The sequence below is a fragment of the Pandoraea anhela genome (genome assembly GCF_902459655.1).
Lineage (GTDB): Bacteria > Pseudomonadota > Gammaproteobacteria > Burkholderiales > Burkholderiaceae > Pandoraea > Pandoraea anhela.
Map to the genome: position 1 here is coordinate 82,081 of NZ_CABPSB010000007.1, position 23,341 is coordinate 105,421.

The following is a 23,341-nucleotide window of genomic DNA, read 5'->3' on the forward strand; positions in this document are numbered from 1 at the left end:
ATGATCACCCGGCCTTCGAAACAAAGTGCGTCGCGGCCACCAATGCGGTGCCAAGTGTCACCATTGTTCCGACCAACCGCCATGTCAGGACGTGCAACTCACGATGCAATGTTGAGAACCCTTCGCTCATCTCGTTGCGCACCTTGCCAAACTCATGATGCATTTCGGTTCGTACCTGCCCGAACTCCTCATGCATCTCGCTCCTCAGGCCACCGATCTCACGGCGCATCTCACTTCGCAGACCGCCGATCTCCCGGTGCATATCACTTCGCAGGCCACCGATCTCCTGGCGCATCTCACTTCGCAGGCCACCGATCTCCCGGTGCATATCACTTCGCAGGCCACCGATCTCCTGGTGCATCTCACTTCGCAGGCCACCGATCTCCTGATGCATCTCACCTCGCAGGCTGCCTATCTCCTGATGCACTTCCGCACGCGCCGCGCCGATCTCTTTGGCCAGATCCTCCTTCGTCGCAAGCGTGGGCAGCAACGCATCGACTGCCACAATGCGCTCGCGCATCCTCATTTCGTCATGCCTGGCTTTGGAATCTGCGGGGCTAACTTTCAAACGCGCGAACCGCGAGTCAATTTTCCGGAGTGTTCCCATCTTCATCAGCACCTTCTGTCGCATCGTTGCCTCTGAAACGGCCAACGACAACGCGTGAAAAAACGAAGTGCAATGCGAGTGATTCGGTATGAAAATCACGATGTTTCTCGGTGCTTTTCAAGGTTCGACGACTCGTTCTCGTCACTGCATGGAAACCACTCTATCCCGTCGTACGGGGCATTCGGCGCTACGTAGTCGCCGATGTCGCCTCGTTGAGATACGCAATGACTTCCTGTGCCGTCGCCCGAGCGCTGCGCATCACACCAATCAGCGTTGCCGACGCATACCCCGTCCACTCCCCATACCCCACGAGCCATAGTCGGGGTTCATCGATGCTTCGTGTCCCCGAGACGCGAATGCGTCCGTCGTCCTGCACAATCGGTAGCGACCTCAAATGCCCTAATGCCGGCCGAAACCCCGTGCACCAGATGACGACATCTACCGCCGAAAACGTGCCATCCTCCCAGATCACGCCATCCTCGACGAATCGGACGAACGGCCGCACCGTCTGCAACGCACCACGCTCGCGCGCCGCCATCACCGACGGCACCATGACGATGTGCCCGAGACCGTTATCCGGATACGGGTCGGGCAACCCGCGTTGTACCGCTTGCCACCGCGCCGTTGCACGCTCGAAGAGCACGCGCCCGTCGACATCGTCGGGAAGAAAGGACGGCGGCGCGAGCGTGACCCACTTCGCATCGCTCACGCCCGCCACTTCGGCAAAGATTTGCGCGCCGGAATTGCCGCCGCCGACGACCAGCACCCGCTTGCCGCGCACCGCGTCGTCGCCGTCGTACGCCGCCGAGTGCAACTGACGCCCGCGAAACAACGTCTGCCCCGGATACGGCGGCAAGTAAGGCGAGCGCCAGGACCCCGTCGCACTGATCACGGTACGCGCCAGCCAGTCACCCTGGTCGGTGCACACGCGCAATCCGCCGTCCTGCACGACGACACGTGTCACACTGACCGGACGTATCACCGGCACCTCATAGCGCGACTCATATTCGCGCAAGTACGCCACTACCTCGTCGCGCGACGGATAGTGCCGCTCCCCCCCGCGCATCGGCCAGCCGGGCAGCGAACTCCACTGTGCCGGCGAGAAGAGGTGCAATGACGGCCACGCGCGCTGCCACGCCCCGCCCGCCGTGGGTTGATCGTCGAGAACGACATAGTTCACCTGCCAGCGACGCAGGAAATACGCTGTCGCCAACGCCGACTGACCACCCCCGATGACGAGCGTATCGACATGCCGAAGCGGCACCGCGTTTTCCAGACCTTCGCGCAGAGGCTGTTGCCGACTCATACGGCATCCTCGTCGTCCGGTTGTGCCCGCGGCCCGACCTGCCGGAAATATCGACCCGGCGACTCACCGAACGCCCGCCGGAACATCGCGATGAAATTGCTCGGCGTGGAGTACCCCAGCGAGTCGGCGATGGTGCCGACGGGCTCGCCGTTGGCGAGTCGCTCGAGCGCGCTCACCAGACGCGCCTGCTGCCGCCACTGCGTGAACCCCATCCCCGTCTCCGCCACGAACAGCCGCCGCGCGGTGCGCGACGAAACCCCTGCATGCTGCGCCAGCATTTCGAGCGACGCCTGCCCACCCAGATCGTCGAGCACCGCACGCGCCACGCGCATCACGCGCGTATCGGTCGGCATCGGCAAGCCCAACGGCTCCGCCGGGGCACGCGCAATCTCGTCGATCAGCACCTGCGCCAGACGCATCTCTTCCTCCGTCAATACGTCGCGAGACGCCCACGCCACCGCCCGCTTCACAAGCGCCGCCAGCAACTCGGACACGCCCACCACACGCGGAGTCGACGGCAACACCGTCGCAGCGCCCGGCGCTACCAGCACGATCCATCCGCTCACCACGCCTGCGAACGATACGCGGTGCGTCACGCTGGGCGGGATCCATCCGGCACGGTACGGCGGAAGCACCCACGCCCCGTAAGGCGTGTGCACGTGCACCAGTCCCGAGTGAATGCAGAACAATTGCCCGCGCACATGCGAATGCCAGTCCAGCTCACGTGTGCCGATCCTGAAAAGACTGCGCTCCCGATCACTCCCGCCGAACGCCCATACCGGCGGACCGTCGGGACGATCGTTCGGCTTGTAACGGGCGAACGGCGAGTTGTCCAGAGACATCTTCGGAATGTCCGCCTTGCGTTGCGATTGCGCGGAGAGCGGGAACGGCTCAGCGGCATCGATGGGATCGATGGCGTCGATGGCGTCGATGCCATCGGCAGGGGCGCGGCGCATACCTTTGTCCGATTTGCATTGTTTTATGACCAAACGATGTTATCAGGTCAGCGCCCGGCGCGCAGACAATGAGCGAAGTACCACACTCAGCCGCCTCCGGGTGGCGCCTTCACGTTCATGTCAGCCTTGTATGTCAACATCATCGGCGCGGGTCTCGGGGGCCTGTGCCTCGCCCAGGGTCTGCGTCGCGCGGGAATATCGTTCGACGTGTTCGAGCGCGACACCGCGCCCGAAGCCCGTTTTCAGGGATACCGCCTGCGCATCGACGCCGACGGTCTCGACGCCCTCGCGCAATGTCTGCCCGAAAGCCATATCGACCGTGTGCGCGAGCGCTCGGCCGTCATGCGCAGCGGCGGCCGCTTCGTCACTCCGCACCTCGATGACGCCGACGTCGTGCTGCCGCCCAGTTGGCACGACGCCCATACGGACGACAGCGTCACCGTGCATCGCCGTCGCTCGACAGTGGCGGCTGCCCGTGCAGCATCACATGCCCCGGAGATTCCGGGCGACGTCAGCCTCCATCGCCAGACGCTGCGCGAAATCCTGCTCGACGGCATTCTCGATCGCGTGCACTTCGGGAAAGCCTTCTGCCGCACGACCACGACCGGAGACGGTCGCCGCATTGCGCATTTCGAAGACGGCGGACAAAGCGCTCCCGGCCTCGTCGTCGCCGCAGACGGCACCCACTCGCGCGTTCGAGAATACGTGCTGCCCGGCATGACCCCGCGTGATACCGGCGATGTCTGCATCTATGGCCTGACGCCGCTGTCCACCGCCCTGCTAGTCCTGATGGATGCGCACGGCGAAGCCACGACGATGGAGGGCAGCACCGTGGTGTTCGCCGACGGGTTCGCCGTCGTCATCGAAGCGATGCTGTTCCGCCGTCCGCTCGCCGGTTCGGGATCGACGCCCGACGCCTGCTGCGCAACGCAAATGCCGCTCTCCCCGGTCGCCGACTACCTGTACTGGGCGTTCATCGGTCCGTCGCACACGCTGCTGGGCACACCACGCACAGGCATCGGCCTGGCGGACAACGCACCGCTCGCCCGCATCGAAATGCTTACCGAGGGCTGGCACCCGCATCTGGGCTCGCTGTTCACGCATGCCGCCGCGGAGACCATCCGCACGATGCCCGTGCGCAGCACGACCAGTCCGCTGCCGTGGCAAATCGGGCACGTCACGGGCCTGGGCGATGCTGTCCACACCATGAGCCCGGCGGGAGGACTCGGCGCCAACACCGCACTACGCGACGCCGCCCGACTGGCCGGGCACCTGCACGCCGTGGCGCAGGGACGCACCCCGCTCATGCAAGCGATCGCCGACTACGAGCGCGAAATGTGTGAGCGCGCACGAGAGGCCGTCCGTCTGGCCGACGCCGGTGCGGCGTTGCTCAACGCCCGACGCCGCTCGCCCCATCAGTCGGGGCAAAGCACCTCCGACGCTATGCTGTTATGAGACGTTTGCCCTCCCGTGTTACTTTTACGGCAATGTGACTGCGCGCGAGGAGTGACCATGTACACCGTAATGGGTATCACGGGACGCGTCGGCGGCGTCATCGGCCACGATTTGCTGAAGGCGGGGCTCCCGCTGCGGGCTGTCGTTCAGGACCCCGTCAAATCGAGCCGATGGGCGACGCTCGGCGGTGAGATCGCCGTTGCCGAGAATGGCGACGTGGATGCACTGACCAATGCCTTTCGCGGCAGCGAAGCGATCTTCGTCATGCTGCCGCCGAACGCCGATCCCGAGCCGGACTTCTCGCACGCGCGCCACCTCATCGACGCCGTGCGTCAGGCGCTGGCCGCCACGCGCCCGAAGCGCGTGGTGTGTCTGTCGAGCATCGGGGCCGATGTCGAAGTCCCCAGCCTGCTCTCGGCGCTGCATATGTTCGAGACGGCAATGGTGTCGCTGCATCTGCCGGTCACGTTCTTGCGCCCGGCGTGGCTGATGGAGAACTTCGCGTGGGACATCTCGCCCGCGCGCGAACGGGGTGAATTCCCCAGCTATCTGGCCCCCGTCGACCGCGCCATTCCAATGGTGTCGACCAACGACGTCGGCCATTTCGCCGCCCGCGCCATGCAGGACGACTTCAACGACGAACGGATTTGGGAAATCGAAGGGCCCGAGCACTATTCGCCGGACGACATCGCCGCCGCCCTCGCCCGCACACTGGTTCGCGACGTACGCGCCGAAGCTGTCCCACGTGCCGGCTGGGATCCGCTGTTCCGCGCGCAAGGCATGCGCAATCCCCTGCCGCGCATTCAGATGCTGGATGCATTCAACGACGGCACGTTCCAGTTCCGTGACGGTGGCCAACACACGTTGCGGGGCGATGTCACGCTCCTCGATGCCATTGCGGCACTGGTTCGCGAAACCTGAACCGGCACGGTCATCAGTTCCGGCCACCCGACTCACCATGACGCGCGGCGCGTGAGCAAGGCATGTCGCCCATCGCTTAGCGGGACGCCCTGCACGCCGGCGTCTGCGCGAGCAGATCACGCCACTGCGCCGCCCAGTCGCCGTCGTGCGAAAGCCCCTTCACCACGGACGTCCTGACGCACTCGCCTCCCACCGCGGCAGCGAAGCGCTTCGCGACGTTCGGCGGCACGACCGTATCGTTGGCGCTGCTGAAATGGATCTGAGGAATGTCCGCGACCTGCCGAGCGACGTCGATCGGATTGCGCGACGCCGGCATCGCCGACACGTGATGCAATGCATTGACGTACTCGACATCGAGATTGCCCGCCACCGTACGTAACGAAGCGACGTCATGGCGACGGGCCGCGACCAGCACGGCAATCGCACCGCCGCCGGAAAACCCGACCAACTCCAACGGCTGGCCCGGGACGAGCTTCGCCAACTGGCCGATCTCGGTGTCCATCGCCTCGATCACTTCCTGCGCAAACCGTTTGCCTGTCCAGTAGACGACGCCACAACGCGGGTTGTCCGCCATCGGTGTGAACTGGCAGGGGCGTGCGAGATACACGACATTGGCGGACGGATCGGCGGCGGCCAGCGCAAGCCCCGTGGCGGCAACCGGCGTGGGGTCGAGCGACGGCTCCGTGCGCGACACCCACGCAAGTCCGTCGCCTTCAATGTAAATCCGCAGCGGCTTATCTGGGCGAGTGATGCGAGAGAACGCCGTCATGCGAAACGCGCCGCTGCTCAACACTTCGCGCTTCAGCCCCGCTGGCTGGGCGAGCGATTCGGCATGCGCGTTGCGATCACGACTCGCGCAGCCGCAAACGAGCGCGAGCACGCCCAGCGCCATGCCCCATCCTGCCCACTGCGCCCATCGCGGCATAACCAAACGCTCATTGCTCGCCATGGTCGCTCCTCGCGGGCGTCCACCTCGCCACGAACTGCGTCAGCTCGTGCGCCATGCGCGCGACCACCGGCGACCATTGGGCGTGGGCCGCCTGACGGAACAGTCGCACGCCGGGATACCAGGGGGAGTCGTCTCGCCCGAGCAACCAGCGCCAGTCCGGCACGAATGGCAACAACACCCACACCGGTCGCCCCATCGCGCCCGCCAGATGCACGGGAGACGAGTCGACGGAAATCAGCAGATCCGCGAGATGCAAAATCGCGGCGGTGTCTTCGAAGTCGCGAATCTCATCGCTCAACGACACCATCGACATACCGGCCGGCGGCGTATTCGCCTGCGAAGACGCCGGTCCCTTCTGAATCGACAGGAACGTCGCCCCGCTCGCCCCCAACGGGGCAAGCTGATCGAGCGCCACGGAACGGTTGCTGTCGTTCACATGCTCGGGACGCCCCGCCCACACCACCGCGACCCAAGGCCTCGGCACGTCGGCCAACCGCGCACGCCAATACGCCACGCGTGCGGGATCTGCGCTCAGATAGGCGGCATGGCCCGGCAAATCGTCGAGCGTCAGCCCCATCGCCATCGGCAAGCTCATCAGTTCGCAATGCTGATCGAACGTCACGGGCAACGTGCCGCGAGCGACGATATCGGCGTCGCCCCACATACGTCGCGCAATCGACAATGTCTCCGGATTCACCTCGAAGATCACACGCGCCTGACTCCGGTCGCGCGCCCACAGCGCCATACGCATGAACTGGAACGTGTCGCCGTAACCCTGCTCGTCATGAATGAGCAGTGTCTGCCCGGGAATCGGCTGGCCGTCCCAACGCGGGCGCTGCACCTTACGTTCGATGGATTGCGTGTGATCGAGACTGTACCGATAGCGATACTCCTGCCAGCCACGCGCGAAATCCCCCAGCAGGAGCGACGCCTCGGCCAAGTCGAATCGGTTGGACAAATCGCCCGGCACCTGACGCGCGAGCATCGCCAGCACGTCGCGGCCTTCCTCGGCCTTGCCTTGCGCGCGCAAGGCCACGGCGAGCAATCGCCACGTCGACATTGGTGCGGCGCCGGCGGACACGACCTCGCGAAGCAACGCTTCGGCCCCCTCGAAATCCTGTGACGCAATGCGTTTGGCGGCCGTCTCGTGAATCGCGGCAAGATCCTGCCTCGCGAGCACATGCGAAGCCCCATCGACACCGTCAGATGTGGGTCCTGACGACGCCCGCGCGGCGATGTCGGCTTCCACAGCCGCCAGGGTAGCGCGCAAATGGGCGTTATCCGGCGCGAGTTCGACCGCTGCACGGGCGCTGACCAGCGCCTCGTCGAGACGTCCCACGAGACGCAGGATGCTCGCACGCGCCACCAGGGTCGACGGATGCTGCGAGGCGAATGCCGACATCACCTCGACGACCTGCAACGCCGAAGCCAGATTGCCCCGCGAAAGCTCGATGTCGGCAAGATTGCGATAGGCGTCCACAAAACTCGGCGCCAGTTCGATGGCGCGCCGGGCCAGCGCCTCGGCATCGTCGAATCGCCGCAGCACGCTGAGCAACGACGCGAGATTGCTGAGCGTGTCGGCGCGCTGCGGATCGAGTTCGAGTGCACGCCGGTAATGCGCTTCGGCCACGTCGAAACGACGCAACAGACGCGCGGTGTTGCCAAGATTGTTCTGCGCGTCGGCCGAGCCGGGTTCCAGCTCGCCTACGCGGGCCAGGCAGGTCAGGCTCTGCTCAAGTTGCCCCACCTCCTGCAAGGCGATGCCGAGATTGTTCCACCCGGCAGCGAATGCCGGATCGATCTGCACCGCACGTCGCCCGGCGATCACGGCATCGTCCACACGCCCTGCCTGGCGATACATCTCGGCAAGATCCGACCAACAGGCCGCATGCACATTCGTCGCGCGACAGGTCGTCTCCAGATGCCCGATCGCCATGTCCCGTTTGCCGAAGGCATGCGCCATGAGACCCAGAAGATAGTGCGCATCGGGATGTTCGGGCGCGACTTCCAGCACGCGGCGGCACAGTATTTCGGCCTGCTGCGCCTGCCCTGCCTGCCAGTGCGAATTGGCCCGCGCCATCGCCTGCGCGAAGGTCAGCGTTTGCGGCGCGCCGTACGACGTTTCGGTGGCAGACGATGAGGATGACGTGGAGGTGGAGGCGGAGGCGGAAGACATCGGATGACGACCGGGAGAAAGCCAGAGAATGCTACGCGAGAGCGAGGCGCCGACCGGAGACATTGTACGGCCGGGCTACCGCATGATACTTCCACGGCGGTCGCAGCCGTGTCAATGGCTGCGACCGCCGGGTTTCCCCCGAACTCGTCAGACGGTCAGAAACGCTGTTGCACGCGCACGATACCCGTGTGCGACACGAAGCCCGAGCCGGCTTGCAGGTCATAGCGAATCGACGCGCTCAGATTGTTCGCCCGCATGAGCGTCACGCCCAGCGACATCTCCGCCAGATCCGACATCGGGGTGGCCCCCACGGTCGTGAACCCCGTCTGACCGGTCAGATCTGCGGCGAAGCTCGCACCGGTGGTCACGGTTCCGCGATTGACGAAAGTGCCGATCGTGCCGCTGTTGTAGGATCCCGAGCTATTGCCGGTGACATTGATCGCCCCATCGTTCTCGACGCGCGTCACATTCGCGCTTGAGCAAAACGCCAGCGCATAGGCACCCGTGAGCGTGCCAGCGTCCGAGATGGTGCCCAGAGCGCCGGTAATGATGGGGGAGATAAGCCCGCTCGTCCGAAGGTCAAGACGTTGGAATAGCCTGTGCGTGACACAGGCGTATCGATGCAGCGAGAAGCGACGCGGAACATTCGGACTACCCCGTTGTTATTGGCAAACGCGTGACGCGTGCTGTTTGTCGCAATTTTCTGATCCGACGAATCCTTTCGCACGCTTACACGACGATCAATCGCCAAACAACAATGCTCCTCGACACCGGTCTCCCCCACACGCGCGTCCTCCTCGATGCCAACGCACCCGTCACGGTCGTTGTCCCTGCAAGACCGGGCCAGCGTTCGCCCGCGCTCAGCACGCTCGCCGGGCGTGCGCTACACTCGCCGGACCCTCTGCGGCCCCTTGCCGCCCCCCTCCCATCCACAGGAATTTTCATGAGCACGAACATCGAAACCGTCGCCGTCAACCGCAACGACGGCACATCCGCCACGCTGGCCGATTACGCAGGCAAAGTGCGTCTGGTCGTGAACGTCGCCTCGAAGTGCGGTCTGACGCCGCAATACGAAGGCCTTGAGCGTCTCTATGAAGACAAGCGCCCCGCAGGGCTCGAAGTGCTGGCGTTCCCCGCCAACAACTTCAAGGGACAGGAACCGGGCACCGACGCGGAAATTCTCGAGTTCTGCACCACGCAGTACAACGTCACGTTCCCGCTGTTCGCCAAGCTCTCCGCGCTGGGCGACGACCGTCACCCGCTTTACACGGCGCTGGTCGAAGCACAACCCGACGCCGTCGGCGAAGGCCCGTTCCGTGAACGTCTGAAGGGATTTGGCGTCGAGCGCGAGAACCGCGCCGACGTGCTGTGGAACTTTGAGAAATTCCTGATCGGCCGCAACGGTCAGGTCGTGGCCCGTTTCTCGCCGGACGTGAAGGCCGACGATCCGCGTCTGGTCGCGGCCATCGACGCCGAACTGGCGAAGTAACTCGCCTCGCGGGGACGACACGTCCCCGCGCCCGCCACACCCCGACTCAGCGCTTGGTCGTGTCGGTCATGAACTTGCCGCCCGGCGCTTCCCCGCCCGTCTTCTGGCGACGCGTGTTGCCGTCCAGCCCGCCGTCCACGGCCCACTCCGCGAACACCGTCGGCCCCGGTTCGAAGTCGCGCGGCTGCCATTCCGGCGTGAGGATGTCCTCGTCGGCGTAATACTCGATAAGCGCGCCGCACGGATTCTTGAAGTACCAGAAATACGCCGACGAAATCGGGTGACGTCCCGGCCCCAACTGTGTTTCCCAACCGCAGCGGTCGATGTGCATGCCGCCGCCGAACACTTCGTGGATATCGCGCACGGTGAACGCCACGTGATTCAGGCCACGCTTGCCGTTGGGCAACGCAAGCAAGAACAGATCGTGGTGGCCGCCGTGCGGTGCACAACGCATGAATGCCCCGCGATCCGGATAGCGGTCGGACAATTCGAAACCGAGCTTGTCCTCATAGAACTGCTGCGTGGCCGCCAGCGCATTCGTGAAGAACACCACGTGACCGACTTCGATCGGTTGCGCGCGCTCATACACCGGGCTGGGTGTGTTCACGCGCTGCGCCGGCCGTCCCCACGGATTGGTCGGCGCCCCCTGTACATCGAGCGCACGCTTGCCCGTGACTTCCACGCGAACGGCCAACCCGTTCGGGTCGAGGCAGCCCGTCACGCCGTCCCTGAAGAAGTAGCCCGGCTGGTCCGCAAGGCGGTCGGCAACGGCCGCGACTTCCGCTATCGTCGTCACCCCCCACGTCACCTCACGCAGCGTCGGCCCCGCCTCCATCGCGGGCGGCAACGACGGATCGTCGTGACGCACCGCCAGCACGCGGCAGCCGTTGAGCGTCTCGAAGCGCGCGCCGCGCTCATCGGCCACGATTTCGGTCAGCCCCCAATCGGTGAGAAACCGGCGGCAAGCGTCGAGGTCGGTGACCCCGTAGGTAATTTGTTCGATGCCAAGAATCGTCATGACAGTCTCGGGTAAAGGTTCTGGGGCAGGAGATTCACAGATCCAGCGTCAGACGGTCGCCCTTGCAACCGGACACGCAGATCATCATGACCTTGTTCGATGCGCGCTCCGACGCGCTGAGCACCGAATCACGATGATCGGGACAGCCGTCGAGCACGCGCGTCTCGCACGCACCGCACACACCTTCCATGCAGCTATGCTCGGCGTCGATACCGGCGGCGAGCAGCGTGTCGAGCAGCGTCGCACCGGCCGGCACCGTGATGTCCTTGCCGGATTTGGCGAGCGTCACCACGTAGCCGTCGGACGTCGCGGGCGGCGGCGCGTCGGGCGCTGCGGCGAAGCGCTCGATATGTACATTGGCGATTCCCGCCTCGGCGCAGGCGGCCTCGAAGGCATCGAGCATCACGCCGGGGCCGCAGCAATAGGCATGCGTGCCCGCCGGCGGGTCCGCCAGAAATGCCGCAAGCGACGCCGGCTTGCCGTCATGCCGTTCGTCGAAGTGATACGTCACGTCGCCGCCGAGCGCATTCAATTCCTCGACGAAGGCAGCTTGCGATGCCGTGCGAGCGCAGTACAACAGCTTGACATTGCGTCCCAGCGAGCGCAAACGGCGATACATGCACAGGATCGGCGTCACGCCGATGCCACCGGCAACCAGCACCGAGTGCTCAGCGGTCTCGTCGAGTTCGAAGTGGTTGCGCGGGGCGGAAATCTCCAGTGTCATACCGACGCGGAAGTTGTCGTGAATGAAACGCGAACCGCCGCGGCTTTTCGGGTCGGCCAGAATACCGAGCACGTATCGGTCGACTTCGCCAGGCGCATTCACGAGCGAATAACTGCGCACCAGTCCGCTCGGCAGATGCAGATCGATATGCGCGCCCGCCGTAAATGGCGGGAACGCCGTGGTGCCGCCCGCCACAGGCACGAGTTCGATGCTCATGATGCCCGCCGCCTCGTAGCGAAGCGTGCGCACCATTGCCGACAGGTTTGACTTGCTCATAACGCCGCTCTCTGATGTTGCTGATCTACTGGATGGCCGCGCGGGTCAGCCCGCCACGGACAAATCGATGTCGAGGCGCGCGAACGCCTCGATCTCCACGCGCAGCTCCGGAAATACGAGCGCGCTGACTTCCACGAGCGTCGAGCACGGATACGCGCCGCCGTTGGCCGCCACGTCCGCGAAGAACACCCGGCGCGCACGCCGCACTTCATCCTTGTCCGCGATGTCGGTCACGTACACCACGAGCTTGTAGATGTTCGCGAGACGGCCACCGCCCGCCTCGACCAGTGCGCGAATCTTGCCGAGCACGACAAGCGTCTGTTCGTAGGTCGTGAGCGGCTGTTGTGTGTCACGCGTGGCCGGATGCGCGGTCATGCCCGACATGAGAATTTCATTGCCGAAGCGAATGCCGTTGCTCCACGTCGCCGTGCCGAGATCGGGCACGGCTTGCGCGCGGATACGCTCGGCCTTCCGGGGGTGGTCGATCTGCATGGGGTCCTTCGCGCTCCGTGCCCGTTAAGCCTTGCCTTGCTGCATGCGTTCGAGTTCCGCCTTCGCCAGTTGCTTCAGATGGCGACGCAGACGCACAATGCCCATGTCGTGCTGATACAGGTGCTCGTTCTGATTGGCGTCCGGTTCCATGTCTTCGAGCATCACGCGGTCCTGTTCCAGCACAGCCCAGTGACGCGCTTCCAGACGATTGCGATACAGGAAACGCCACGTGTCGCGCTGCCAGCCATCGAGCTTGCGGCAGCGCCAGTGAAACACGGCGGCGAGCGTGGGCGAGATCGGCGTGTAGCTGCCCACGATCACGAAGTTGCCGCCGGGGCCGCCCGTCTTCGGATACGGAATCTCCAGACGCATCCAATGCGTGCCCGTATCGGCCCACTCGGTCCAGTCGAAGTTCACGTCGCGCTGGCCTTCCTTCTCGAACACGAAGCCACGGTCGGTATCGCGAATGCGGAAGGCCGCCGAGTTGTCGCCCTCGGCCATCGAATGCGACTGCTTGTGCAGATAGGTGCCGTGCATCGGGTCCATCACGTTATCGAGCACGTAGCGATAATCGCCCTTCCATTCCGTGTAGCAGAGGAACGACGAGAACGGACCGTCTGCATCAAGTTCTTCCGGCAGCACGAGCGGCGGCGGTGTATCGATGTTCTCGGTGGCGTTGTATAGCCAGACCGCGTCGTTACGCTCGACAATGTGATACGCCTGTGTGGGACGCGAGCCTTCGAGCTTGCAGCCCGGGCTGCCGGGCACGCGCGTGACGGTGCCGTCGCAGCGCACCTGCACGCCGTGATAACCGCAGGCGATGCGGTCGCCCATCACGATGCCCTTCGAGAGCGGGGCGCCACGGTGCGGGCAGTGATCGTCGAGGGCATGCACCTTGTTGTCCTGGTCGCGCCAGAACACCAGCTTTTTGCCCAGACGGCGCAGCGAGACCGGCTCGCGGCCGATCATGTGCGAGGGGCAAATCGGATACCAGAGGTGCTTCAGGCCGCGCTCCAGAATGGCGTCGGCAGTAGGAATCGGCTGTTGCGTAGTCATGGGGGAACGTCTCCGTCGCGTTCGTCGCGCGCCATCGTGCAGGCCGCGCGCGGCGATCGCGCTGTGTGATGTTTTACTCTTCGGCCAGGCGGGCGATCTGCGCTTTGTAGACGTCTTCGGTCCACACTTCGCCGTCCTGCGGGCCGGGGCCGGTGCGATTCAGGTAAGCCACGAGGCCGGGCAAGTCATGCGTGCCGGCCGCATAGGCGCGCTCGATAGCGTCGCCCAGCAGGCTTTCGTATTGCGTCGGCTCATGGCGACGCGCTTGATGCGGTTCGAGATAACGGTCCATCATTTCCCTCCATTGCGAACCCGCTCGCGAATACGCGCGTGCACGGGTACGAAGTTGTAAGTCGGATAGCATTCGGTACGGAACACCCCCCACGCCGAGCGTTCCAGCTCGACGTTGACTGCCGGCAGCAAATGCGGCGGCAGCGCCAGCGTGACGATCTGGCCGAAGCCCATCGCCACGGTCCACGACACCACTTCCACGCCGGCGGGCGGGAAACGCTCCCACCACTCGGCCGCCTTCAGACGCGCCTGAAAATCGTCGAGATTGTTCGACTGATCGTGACGCAGGAACACCGTCAGCAACATGGTTTCGGACGGGGCGTCGCCTTGTGCGGTTTCACTCATCGCAAGCCTCGCGTTACTGCACGAACTGGTTGGTGAACAGGTCGTCCACCTTGGACTTCTCGCGAATGACCTTCTCCTGCGCATAGAAGTCTTGCAGCTTCGTCACGCGTGCCGTATCGAACGCGCCCAGACGCTGCTGGCCCGAATACACGTTGCGGGCGTAATACGTGAGGATTTTCTCGATCTCGGCTTCCGTGCCCTTGTAGCCGGGCACGGTCGCGCAGTACTCCTTCGCGGCACCCGCCGGATCCCGCATGATTTCGGCAACCGATTTGACCGTCGCGCGCACGAACTTGCGGATCATCTCCGGCTTCTCGGCAATGGTCTTGTCCGACGCCAGAATCGCCTGCGCCATGCCCGGGAAGTATTTGTCGGTCGACGTCATGGTGATCTTCACCCCGGCGTCTTCGATGTTCTGCGCCCACTCCGGCGTGCCGACCATCACCTCCGCCTTGCCCGTCGCGACCTGCTGCCACACGCCCGCCGGACCCGCGCCCTGAATACGGGCGTCGTTACGCGTGAGACCGGCGGAGGCGAGCAGACCGAGCGTGGCGTAGAAGCCCGTGTCCTGATAAGCCAGCACCGTGATCGTCTTGCCTTTCAGATCGGCGGGCGACTTGATGTTCGCGTCGTCGCGCACAACGAGTTGATGCAGCGTGCGGCCGCCGAGCAGTGCCACCCCCTTGATGGGAATGCCGTTCGGACGCAGCACGATCGGCGTGTCGCCCAGGCCACCGCCCAGATCGCCGTTGCCGGAGGCGAGCTGTTTGCCGACATCGGCGCCGCCCTGCACCGTCAGCCAGCGCACCGACAAGCCTTCGGCGGCGTAGTAGCCCTTCTTCTCAGCCAGCATCAACGGTGCAAAAGCCGGCAGGTTGGCCGGCGCCGGCAGCAGATAAGTGATCTGCTGGGTCGCCGGTTGCTGCGCCATGACCGGTGCGGCCACGCTCGTGAGTCCGGCCACAGCGCACAGGCCTGCCGTCAGAAAGGCGCGACGCGCCAACGATGCACGGAAAATCGACAACATATCTTTGCCTCGCTCAAGTTTCGGATGACCGCGATGCCCCGTGCATCGCGGCTTGCCACCATTCGTCGCCAAATTCAGACCCGGCCCGCCCAGGCGAGCGGGTGATCGTTCATGCCCCAGTAAAGACTCTTCTGGTTCGTGTATTCCAGCAGCCCCAGACGTCCCTTCTCGCGCCCCATGCCGCTCTCCTTCCAGCCGCCGAAAGGCGTCGAGATCGAGAACTGCTTGTAGGTGTTGATCCAGACGGTGCCCGTCTCGAGCGCACGCCCCACGCGCCAGGCGCGCTTGTAATCGCGCGTCCAGATGCCTGCCGCAAGGCCGTAGACGCTGTCGTTGGCTTCTCGCAGCAGGTCGTCTTCGTTCTCGAACGGCAGCACGGCCAGCACCGGTCCGAAGATTTCCTCCTGCACCATGCGCGCCTGATTCGTCAGCCCCGCGACGATGGTCGGCTGATAGAAGTAGCCCTTTTCACGGCCGTCTCCCACCGGACGCTCGCCGCCGCAAAGCAGACGTCCGCCCTCTTCCAGCCCGATCGCCACATAGCGTTCGATGGACTCGCGATGCGCCGATGTCACCAGCGGTCCCATCTGCGTGTCTTCGCGCAGCGGGTCGCCCACGCGCAACTGCTTTGCCCCGGCAACGAGACGCTCGACGAACGTCTCGAAAATCGCCTTGTGGACGAACAGACGCGAGCCTGCAATGCACGATTCGCCCGACGAGCTGAAGATGCCGTAGAGCACACCGGCCACGGCGTGGTCGATATCGGCGTCTTCGAAAACGATGGTCGGGGACTTGCCGCCGAGTTCCAGCGACACCGGCATGAGCTTGTCCGCCGCCAGCCGCGCAATGCCGCGACCGACTTCGGTACCGCCGGTGAAGGCGACCTTCTTCACTTTCGGATGTCGTACCAGAATGTCACCGATGACCGACCCCTTGCCCGGCAGCACCGACAGCACGCCGCGCGGCACACCGGCGGCTTCGCAGATGCGGCCCAGTTCGAGCGACGCGAGCGGCGTGACTTCCGCCGGCTTGAGCACCACGGCATTGCCGGCAGCCAGCGCCGGGGCAAGCTTTTGCGCGTCCGAGGCGATCGGCGAGTTCCAGGGCGTGATGGCCGCCACGACACCCAACGGCTCATGCACGCTCATCGTCAGGTAATCGCCACGCGACGGCGTGAGCGTCTCTTCCAGCGTCTCCAGGCACGAGGCGAAGTAGCGGAACGTGCCCGCTGCGCTCGCCACAAGCGCGCGCGTCTCGCTGATCGGCTTGCCGTTGTCGCGCCGTTGCAGATGCGCGAGCGCTTCGGCGCGTTGCGTAATGCCGTCGGCCACGCGGTGCAGCACCGCCGCACGCTGGTGCGGTTTGAGACCGGCCCAGTCGGCACGACGCCAGGCGGCATCCGCCGCTTCGACAGCCTCGACGGCATCGTCCGCACCGGCCGCCGCGATCTCGGCGTTCACGCTTTCGTCCGCCGGATACAGGCTCTGATAGCGCTTGCCGGTGCCGGCACGCCATTCGCCGCCGACCAGAATGTCGCTCGAAAACCCTTGCAGCAAATCTTGATGGCTCATGAGGCTATTCCTGCTAGATCACACAGTTCGCCACGCGATTGCGCAGCGCGCGAATGGCCGAATAGGCCGTCAGCGCCGAGGTCTTCGGGTTATCCGGCAACGGCTTGCCGCACATCTCCAGCGACATCTCGCCGAATGCGCCGCGCGCGGCGATGTGATGCACGTTGCGGGTGGTCGCCGGATCGGCGATCAGGCGCACGCGCGTCGCATCCAGCCCCAGGCCGGCGATGGCAACGGTTGCCGCCACATTGGCGTTCTTCGGGTACAGACGCGCGGCGTCGCGCGCACTGCCTTCGAAGATCACCCTGGCCGTGGTGAGCGTCGCCAGATCGCAGACCTGTTCGGCGGGCGTGCCCTGCCAGCCCATTGGCGGCTTGCGGCCGGTGTACAGCACTTCGTCCAGACCGCCTTCGCGGGCGGCAGCGATCGCGTCGATGCCACCGATCGCGCCCGAGAGCAGCGTGACGGTCGAGGCACCGTCCTTCGCGGCTTGTTCGAGCGCGGCGAGTAAATCGGTATCCGAGAGCGCGCCGATGGACGCCACCGCGCAATCCACACCCGACTTGAGCAGCGGCACGACGTGGCCCGACAACGCGCTATGACCGGCACACTCCAGCACGAAGTCAGGACGGCTCGTGAGCGCCTGCGCCGACGACACCACTTCGGTGCCCGCGCGCACGCTGCTGCGCACGCGCTCGGCAGCGTCTTCCGGCACGATCACGTGGCCCACGCGCAAATGGGGATCACTCGCGCACGCCTCGTAGACCTTCGAGCCAATCGCGCCGAAGCCGATCAGCGCCACGTCCACGGGACGGTGGTTCAGCTCATGCATTCGCTGGCTCCCGTACCGGCGGACCGGCAAAATGCGACGCGAAGTTGCCGACCGACAGCATGTCGACTTCGAGCAGCACCGGCCCGTCGTGTGCGACGGCGCGCGCCACGGCCCCTTCGGCCTGATCGATGGACGTGATGCGTTCGTGCTTGAGTTGCAGGCTGGCGCAGAATGCGGCGAAGTCCGGCTGATGCAGTTGCACGTAGTGACGACGCCCGCCGTACTGCGCGTCCTGAATATTGCGGATCACGCCGTAGCATTGGTCGTTCATCAGCAGAATCACGACCGGCGCCTTTTCCTGCACGGCGGTCGCCAGCTCACCGACGTTTACCATCAGGCCACCGTCGCCACACAGGGCGACGGTCTTCTTTGCGTTACCCGCGAGCGCTGCGCCGATGCCCATCTGCATGCCCTGACCGATGCCGCCGCCCAGCGCGTGCACCCCGGCGCGCGGCGAGAAGATCTTCAGCAGACGGTTGCCCCAGGTGCTGTTCGAGATCGTGACGTCGCGCACCCAGTTGAAGTCGCGACCGAGCGCGCCTTGCAGTGCGGCAACGAGTTGGCGATACGGACCGAGCCCTTCGGCGACTTGCTTGACGGCGGCGTCGCGCGCGGCGGCGAGATCTGCATGAAATGCCGGATCGACCGACACGCGCCCTTGCAGACGGTCGGCCAGCGCGTTGAGCACACTGGCCGCGTCGCCCTGAATGAACAGGTCGTTGCGATAGCCACGGTTGTCGGCGAGGCCGTCGGCGTCGATGCGATACAGCGCGCGCGGCAGCGCCAGCTTGTACTTGAGCGTTTCGTTGCCGCGCAGACGCGAGCCGACCACCACGATCGCGTCGCACGTCTTGTAAAACTTCTCGACCGTCGGGTGAATGTTGAACGCGCCGAGCGTCGCGGCGTGGTCTTCCGGCACGATGCCGCGCCCCTGCACGCTCGTCACCACGCCGAAGCCCATCTCGACGAGACGCTTGACGGCGCCTTGTGCGCCGCGCGCGCCGCCGCCCAGCCACAGCAGCGGACGACGCGCCGACGCCAGCTTGTCGGCCAGTGCGGCCACGCGGGCGTCGTCGTGGGTCGGCACCGGGATGTGGGGTGCGCCCAGATCGGCCGGCCAATCGATTTCGGCTGCCTGAATGTCGATGGGGATCTCGACGCTCACCGGGCCGGTCGGCGCCGTGAGCGCCGCGCGCACCGCTTCGCGCACGGTCGAGAGTGCCGTATCGACGCAACGCACACGGTACGCGGCCTTCGAAATCGAGTTGAGCATGCTCAACTGGTCCGGCGCCTCGTGAATATAGGCCAGATCGCGGTCGAGGAATTCGGTCTCGATCTGCCCCGTGATGTGCAACACCGGCGTGCCGGCGGTGAGTGCTTCGACCATCGCGCCGGCTGCGTTGCCCGCAGCGGTGCCCGTGCTCGTGAACGCCACGCCCAGATCGCCCGAGACGCGCGACAGGCCGTCGGCCATGTTCAGCGCGCCGGCTTCGCCGCGTGCGCCGACGTAACGGATCTTTTCGCGACGCGCAATGGCGTCGAGGATCGGCATGTTGTGAATCGAGATCACGCCGAACGCGGTCTTCACGCCGCACTGTTCAAGGAACGCCGCGATGACTTCGCCGACGGTGGTTTTGTTAGACATGTCTTGCCAAGCCTCCGGAAACATCGATGTGACTGCCCGTCGTATAGGACGATTGCGGGCTTGCCAGGAAAAAGATCGCTGCGGCCGCCTCTTCAGGCTTGCCCAGACGTTGCAACTGAATTTGCTTCTTGCGCGCAAGCTCGCCGGTCCATGCTTCCCAAGTCTGGCCTTCACCCTGCGCGGCAAAGCGCCGACGCCACTGGCCGGACTCCACCAGACCGATCAGGATCGAATTGACACGCACGCCGTGCGGCGCGAACTCGCTCGCCATCGAGCGCACGAGGTTCTGCACCCCGGCGCGCGCCGACGACGTCGCCACCATGTGCGGCTCGGGCTGCAACGCCAGCAGCGAGTTGACGCAGACGATGGCGGCGTCGCCCGTCTCGCGTGCGGCGTCGCGCAGCATCGGCAGGCACGCCCGTGTGGTCCGGATCACACTGAAGTACTTCAGTTCGAGTTCCTCTCGCCAGGCATCGTCGGTCGTATCGGCGAACGTCGAGACACGGCCCTGACCGGCGTTGTTGACGAGCATGTCGAGACGGCCGAACTCGCTACGGATGCGCCCGGTCAGCACGGCAACCTCGCTCTCGTCGAGCACGTTGCATTGCGCGGCGATGAGACGCGCGTCGGGGTGACGGTCGCGCAGATGGGCTTCGGCTTGCGCCAGCCGCTCGGTGTCGCGGCCGCAGATCGCAACAGCGGCGCCGGCGTCGAGCAGACGCTCGGCGGTGGCGAGTCCGATGCCGGACGTGCCGCCCGTCACCAGCGCGGCGCGTGCGGAAAGGTCGATCTTGATCATTTCAATCCCAGTGACTTCATGTAGGGGGTGGACGCGTTGTCGCTGCCGGGCCGGTAGTTCAGCCGGTGCGAGAGCGCGTCGGCGGCTTCGCGCACCTGTCCGATGAGGCCCGCGTCGAGCATCGACGAATCGATGTTCGCGCGCGGAATCGTGACTGTGATGGCGGCGCAGATGCGGCCCGCATCATTGCGCACCGGGGCGCTCACCACGCTGATGCCGCGCTCGAACGACGAGGCGGAGACCGCGTAGCCGCGCTCGGCGTCTTCGCGCACGCGCGCGAACAGTTCGGCGAGCGTCTCGGGGGTTTGCGGCGTGAACTTCTCCAGCGTCTTTTCCGGATACAGCGCACGCAGCTCCGCCAGCGTCAGGTCGCCCATCAGCACATGGCCGTGCACCGTTGCATGGGCCGGCAAACGCGTGCCGACGTTCACCTTGATCGAGTTGAAGACGCCGGCGACGCTCTGCGCCTTCGCCACGAACACGATGTCGCGGCCATCGCGGATCACGATGTGCGAGGTCAGTTGCGTGGCGTCCCGCAGACGCTCGATGATGGGAATGCCGAGATCCGTCAGTTCCAGCGAACTGAGGTACTCGAAACCCAGTCGCAGCACGGCCACGCCCAGACGGAAGTTCTTTTCACTGCCCGCGCGCTCGAGAAAGCCCATCGCTTCGAGCGTCTGCAACAGGCGAAACACGGTCGTGCGCGGAATGCCCAACCGCTGCGACAACTCCGGCGCGCTGAACACCGGCTCGCGCGGGGAGAACTGCGTGAGGATGCGCAGACCGCGCTCCAGCCCCGGCACGAGATAGCGGGACTCAGCGGGTCCCCCGTCATTGCCCCCATTGCCTTCATTGCCGTCAGGCGGCTCATTGGGCTCATTGGACTCATTGGGCTCGGCGGCACTCTCACCATCGACCAGCGTCGACGGCACCCGCAGGGCTTCGTCTTCCATGAGCGCTTTGCGCTTCGGCGTTGCCGGTGCCATCTCAACGCTCACCCGCCGCGACACGTCCGAGCCACGCGGCAAGCGCGGCGTTCAGCATGTCCGGCGTTTCGATACACGACGCGTGCCCCGCGCCTTCGATGATTTGCAGCGGCACCCCCGCCACGTTGGCAATGACCTCGCACGCCGCGGGCGGTGTGATGCCGTCTTGCGCCCCCACGGCGACGGCTACCGGCCCCGCGCTGGCGGCAACGTACCGGGCGAGTTCGCCCGCGACATCGCCATTCGAGAGCAGATGCGTCGCCTGGCGATAGCCAGCGGGCAGCACGCGCGCCATGTTCCACTTCACCCACGCGCGCGGCAGGTCTTGCGCGTTCGGTGCAACGAGGTTGTCGCTGCGCTCGCGCGCCATCCCCGCCGGGCCGAGCTTGTCGAGCATCGACAGACGCGCGTCACGCTTCGACACGCGCAGTTGCGGGTCGGCCCGGCCGTAGCCGTTGGCCGGTGAGCACAGGAAGAGCCCGCGCACGCGCTGCGGCGCGCGACTCGCGAACGTCGTCGCCATGATCGCGCCCAACGAATGGCCGACCAGTGCGACGCGATCCAGTCCGAGCGCGTCGAGCCACGCTTCGAGTGCGTCAGCATAGGCGTCGGCCTGCGGCTCGACAGCGGCGACGTTCGACGTCTGGCCGTAGCCCGGGGCGTCCCATGCGTAGCGCGAGGCATTCAGTCCCGTGGCATCGAGCTGTGCGACCCACGACGCAGCGCCCGAACCGATGCCGTGCAGCATCACGACCGGCACCCCCACGGCGCTCTCGCTCTGTGCACAGCGATAGCCGACGGTGCCGGCGCGCGTGGCGACGGTGCGGTAGGGGAAGGCGTCGAGTCGCGCGCGCAACGGCGCGACGACGGCATCTTCCGGTTCATCGGGCACTTCGGACGACATGGCTTCGGCTTGCATGACTTGTGGCTGAACGTCTGACTTCGTGAATTCCTGCCGGTGCCGCGTGCGTGACGAGACGACACTCGTAAGTTCGCCTCGCCCGCATTGCATGCATTGCACGCATTGCACGCGTGGCACCGGACTGCTTCGCGGCTTATTTCGCTTCTCGCTTGATCTTCGCGAGCGGCGAATCCGGCGGGTACGTCGGCGTGACCGGCTTTTGCGAGCCGAGCATCACGCACATCAGCGCATCTTCGTCGCCGATATTGATTTCCGTGCGGTACACGCCCGGCGGCACCGAGATCAGATCGCGCTCGCCGAGAATGGCTTCCCACGTCTCACCGTCGCGCTCGCAGATCACCTTCATCTTGCCGCGCATGACGAAGAAGATTTCCTCGACATCCATGTGAATGTGGCTCGGGCCGATGTTGCCGGCCGGAATCACCATCGTGGAGAACGTGAAGTGACCGGCGGGCACGGTGTTGATGTCCTTGGCTACTCCGGTGCCGCCCGTGCCGACGTAGCGCATTTGCGCGCGGCGGTACTTCGGGTCGTAGTCCGCCTGAAACTTGAGGGCGTCCCAGTCGTACTTGCGCGTAGCAAAGCGCGCCACGCGGGTATCGAGCCAATCGCCGAACGTCTGACCTTCGGCCTGTGTCCAGCTTTCGACGGCCTGCGGCGTCGCGGTGTTTTTAGCTTCGGCTTGCGCCATGGTGTAACTCCTTATAGGCGTTGCGAATGAGAGCGGCTCGTCAGGACATGACGAAGCCGCCGTTGACCGGCAGAACCTGACCGGTCACGAAACGGGAGGCGTCGGAGAGCAGGAACAGCACCGGGCCGACGACGTCGTCGGGCACCTGCGCACGCGGCAGGGCACGGCCTTCCAGATAGTGGCGATGGCGGGCCGCCGGCACATACGCCGTGGCCTCGACCTCGACGAGACCCGGCGCGATGGCATTGACGGTGATGCCGTCCGGGCCGAGTTCACGGGCGAGCGAGCGCGTCATCGACATCACGGCGCCCTTGCTGGCGGTGTACGCGAGCAGACGCGGCGCGCCCCACAGTGCGGTGTCCGACGCGATGTTCACGACACGGCCCTGCTTCGACGCGCGCAGGAACGGCAGCGCTGCCATCGTCATGAGCCACGTGCCGCGCACGTTGACGTTCATCACGGCATCCCACGTCTCGACGCTCAGTTCGGTGGCTGTCTTGCCGCCCGAGTTGGTGATCGCACCGTTGTTGACGAGGCCGTCGATACCGCCCATCTGCCGAGCCGCCGCCTGCGCTGCGGCTTGCACCGACGCCGGATCCGACAGATCGACCCGCACGAACCCCACGGCATGGCCGGCGTCGCGCAACTCGGCGGCGAGCGCCTCGCCCGCCGGCACGGCGATATCGGCAATCGTCACTTGCGCGCCGCGAGCGACGGCGGCACGCACGAAACCTTCACCGAGCCCGCGTGCGCCGCCGGTGATCAGGAGCGCCTTGCCGTCTAGCGGCGCGAGCGTGGCGATATCGA

Annotated in this window: 23 protein-coding genes and 2 pseudogenes; 3 read left to right on the forward strand and 22 right to left on the reverse strand. The window is 65.4% G+C overall.

The window, feature by feature from the left end:
- Positions 1-4: 4 nt before the first annotated feature.
- The 3 genes from PAN31108_RS11930 to PAN31108_RS11940 all read right to left on the reverse strand — a co-directional run bounded on the left by PAN31108_RS11930 (position 5) and on the right by PAN31108_RS11940 (position 2,869).
- Entirely contained in the window at positions 5-631 is a 627-nt protein-coding gene (locus tag PAN31108_RS11930) for a hypothetical protein (protein ID WP_150669071.1), read from the reverse strand.
- 163 nt (positions 632-794) lie between these two features.
- Positions 795-1,913, reverse strand: coding sequence for an ArsO family NAD(P)H-dependent flavin-containing monooxygenase (locus PAN31108_RS11935; protein WP_174994947.1), 1,119 nt, complete (start codon positions 1,911-1,913; stop codon positions 795-797).
- The gene (locus PAN31108_RS11940) at positions 1,910-2,869 is read right to left on the reverse strand and encodes an AraC family transcriptional regulator (protein ID WP_306440145.1); all 960 of its coding nucleotides are present in this window, start codon (positions 2,867-2,869) and stop codon (positions 1,910-1,912) included. Before PAN31108_RS11940 ends, PAN31108_RS11935 begins: the two co-directional genes overlap by 4 nt.
- Before the next feature lie 117 nt (positions 2,870-2,986).
- On the opposite strand from PAN31108_RS11940, the gene PAN31108_RS11945 reads away from it, so the two are divergent.
- Complete coding sequence (locus tag PAN31108_RS11945) at positions 2,987-4,324, forward strand: FAD-dependent oxidoreductase (RefSeq protein ID WP_150669072.1); 1,338 nt, start codon at positions 2,987-2,989, stop codon at positions 4,322-4,324.
- 57 nt (positions 4,325-4,381) lie between these two features.
- Positions 4,382-5,245: an NmrA family NAD(P)-binding protein gene (locus PAN31108_RS11950; RefSeq protein WP_150669073.1), complete on the forward strand. Its 864-nt coding sequence runs from the start codon at positions 4,382-4,384 to the stop codon at positions 5,243-5,245.
- Positions 5,246-5,321: 76 nt separating this feature from the next.
- On the opposite strand, the gene PAN31108_RS11955 is transcribed toward PAN31108_RS11950, so the two are convergent.
- From PAN31108_RS11955 to PAN31108_RS11965, 4 genes and pseudogenes are all read right to left on the reverse strand, one after another.
- Positions 5,322-6,170 (reverse strand): alpha/beta hydrolase, encoded by an 849-nt coding sequence (locus PAN31108_RS11955; RefSeq protein ID WP_306440146.1) that lies wholly within the window; start codon positions 6,168-6,170, stop codon positions 5,322-5,324.
- A 10-nt stretch (positions 6,171-6,180) separates the two neighbouring features.
- The gene (locus tag PAN31108_RS27170) at positions 6,181-7,374 is read right to left on the reverse strand and encodes a glycosyl transferase family 8 (RefSeq protein ID WP_370819644.1); all 1,194 of its coding nucleotides are present in this window, start codon (positions 7,372-7,374) and stop codon (positions 6,181-6,183) included.
- Between the two features lie 282 nt (positions 7,375-7,656).
- Positions 7,657-8,433 (reverse strand): annotated as a pseudogene (locus PAN31108_RS27175) (tetratricopeptide repeat protein); the annotation flags it as partial.
- Between the two features lie 92 nt (positions 8,434-8,525).
- Positions 8,526-8,732 (reverse strand): annotated as a pseudogene (locus PAN31108_RS11965) (hypothetical protein); the annotation flags it as partial.
- Between the two features lie 581 nt (positions 8,733-9,313).
- Between PAN31108_RS11965 and PAN31108_RS11970 the strand changes: the two are divergent.
- A complete protein-coding gene (locus PAN31108_RS11970; protein WP_150669074.1) occupies positions 9,314-9,859 on the forward strand; it encodes a glutathione peroxidase in 546 nt (181 codons plus the stop codon).
- Between the two features lie 46 nt (positions 9,860-9,905).
- On the opposite strand, the gene PAN31108_RS11975 is transcribed toward PAN31108_RS11970, so the two are convergent.
- From PAN31108_RS11975 to PAN31108_RS12045, 15 genes are all read right to left on the reverse strand, one after another.
- The gene (locus tag PAN31108_RS11975) at positions 9,906-10,877 is read right to left on the reverse strand and encodes a VOC family protein (protein WP_150669075.1); all 972 of its coding nucleotides are present in this window, start codon (positions 10,875-10,877) and stop codon (positions 9,906-9,908) included.
- A 34-nt stretch (positions 10,878-10,911) separates the two neighbouring features.
- Positions 10,912-11,877, reverse strand: a complete 966-nt coding sequence (locus tag PAN31108_RS11980; protein WP_150669076.1) for a PDR/VanB family oxidoreductase — start codon at positions 11,875-11,877, stop codon at positions 10,912-10,914.
- A 45-nt stretch (positions 11,878-11,922) separates the two neighbouring features.
- Positions 11,923-12,369 carry a RidA family protein gene (locus PAN31108_RS11985; protein WP_150669077.1) on the reverse strand — a complete coding sequence of 149 codons (447 nt, stop codon included), beginning with the start codon at positions 12,367-12,369 and terminating at the stop codon, positions 11,923-11,925.
- Positions 12,370-12,393: 24 nt separating this feature from the next.
- Complete coding sequence (locus PAN31108_RS11990; protein WP_150669078.1) at positions 12,394-13,425, reverse strand: Rieske 2Fe-2S domain-containing protein; 1,032 nt, start codon at positions 13,423-13,425, stop codon at positions 12,394-12,396.
- A 73-nt stretch (positions 13,426-13,498) separates the two neighbouring features.
- Positions 13,499-13,717, reverse strand: coding sequence for a recombinase-like helix-turn-helix domain-containing protein (locus PAN31108_RS11995; protein ID WP_150669221.1), 219 nt, complete (start codon positions 13,715-13,717; stop codon positions 13,499-13,501).
- Positions 13,717-14,061 carry a hypothetical protein gene (locus tag PAN31108_RS12000; RefSeq protein ID WP_150669079.1) on the reverse strand — a complete coding sequence of 115 codons (345 nt, stop codon included), beginning with the start codon at positions 14,059-14,061 and terminating at the stop codon, positions 13,717-13,719. Before PAN31108_RS12000 ends, PAN31108_RS11995 begins: the two co-directional genes overlap by 1 nt.
- A 13-nt stretch (positions 14,062-14,074) precedes the next feature.
- Positions 14,075-15,088 (reverse strand): ABC transporter substrate-binding protein, encoded by a 1,014-nt coding sequence (locus PAN31108_RS12005; RefSeq protein WP_150669080.1) that lies wholly within the window; start codon positions 15,086-15,088, stop codon positions 14,075-14,077.
- A 74-nt stretch (positions 15,089-15,162) separates the two neighbouring features.
- Complete coding sequence (locus tag PAN31108_RS12010) at positions 15,163-16,659, reverse strand: aldehyde dehydrogenase (RefSeq protein ID WP_150669081.1); 1,497 nt, start codon at positions 16,657-16,659, stop codon at positions 15,163-15,165.
- A 13-nt stretch (positions 16,660-16,672) separates the two neighbouring features.
- Positions 16,673-17,491: an aspartate dehydrogenase gene (locus PAN31108_RS12015; protein WP_150669082.1), complete on the reverse strand. Its 819-nt coding sequence runs from the start codon at positions 17,489-17,491 to the stop codon at positions 16,673-16,675.
- The gene (locus PAN31108_RS12020) at positions 17,484-19,136 is read right to left on the reverse strand and encodes a thiamine pyrophosphate-binding protein (protein WP_150669083.1); all 1,653 of its coding nucleotides are present in this window, start codon (positions 19,134-19,136) and stop codon (positions 17,484-17,486) included. Before PAN31108_RS12020 ends, PAN31108_RS12015 begins: the two co-directional genes overlap by 8 nt.
- Positions 19,129-19,935, reverse strand: a complete 807-nt coding sequence (locus tag PAN31108_RS12025; protein ID WP_150669084.1) for an SDR family oxidoreductase — start codon at positions 19,933-19,935, stop codon at positions 19,129-19,131. Before PAN31108_RS12025 ends, PAN31108_RS12020 begins: the two co-directional genes overlap by 8 nt.
- Positions 19,932-20,921 (reverse strand): IclR family transcriptional regulator, encoded by a 990-nt coding sequence (locus PAN31108_RS12030; RefSeq protein WP_246183911.1) that lies wholly within the window; start codon positions 20,919-20,921, stop codon positions 19,932-19,934. The genes PAN31108_RS12025 and PAN31108_RS12030 overlap by 4 nt, the downstream gene beginning before the upstream one ends.
- 1 nt (position 20,922) lies before the next feature.
- A complete protein-coding gene (locus tag PAN31108_RS12035) occupies positions 20,923-21,840 on the reverse strand; it encodes an alpha/beta fold hydrolase (protein ID WP_246183912.1) in 918 nt (305 codons plus the stop codon).
- 136 nt (positions 21,841-21,976) lie between these two features.
- A complete protein-coding gene (locus PAN31108_RS12040; RefSeq protein WP_370819646.1) occupies positions 21,977-22,549 on the reverse strand; it encodes a cupin domain-containing protein in 573 nt (190 codons plus the stop codon).
- Between the two features lie 25 nt (positions 22,550-22,574).
- Positions 22,575-23,336, reverse strand: a complete 762-nt coding sequence (locus PAN31108_RS12045) for an SDR family oxidoreductase (RefSeq protein ID WP_174994966.1) — start codon at positions 23,334-23,336, stop codon at positions 22,575-22,577.
- Positions 23,337-23,341 lie beyond the last annotated feature (5 nt).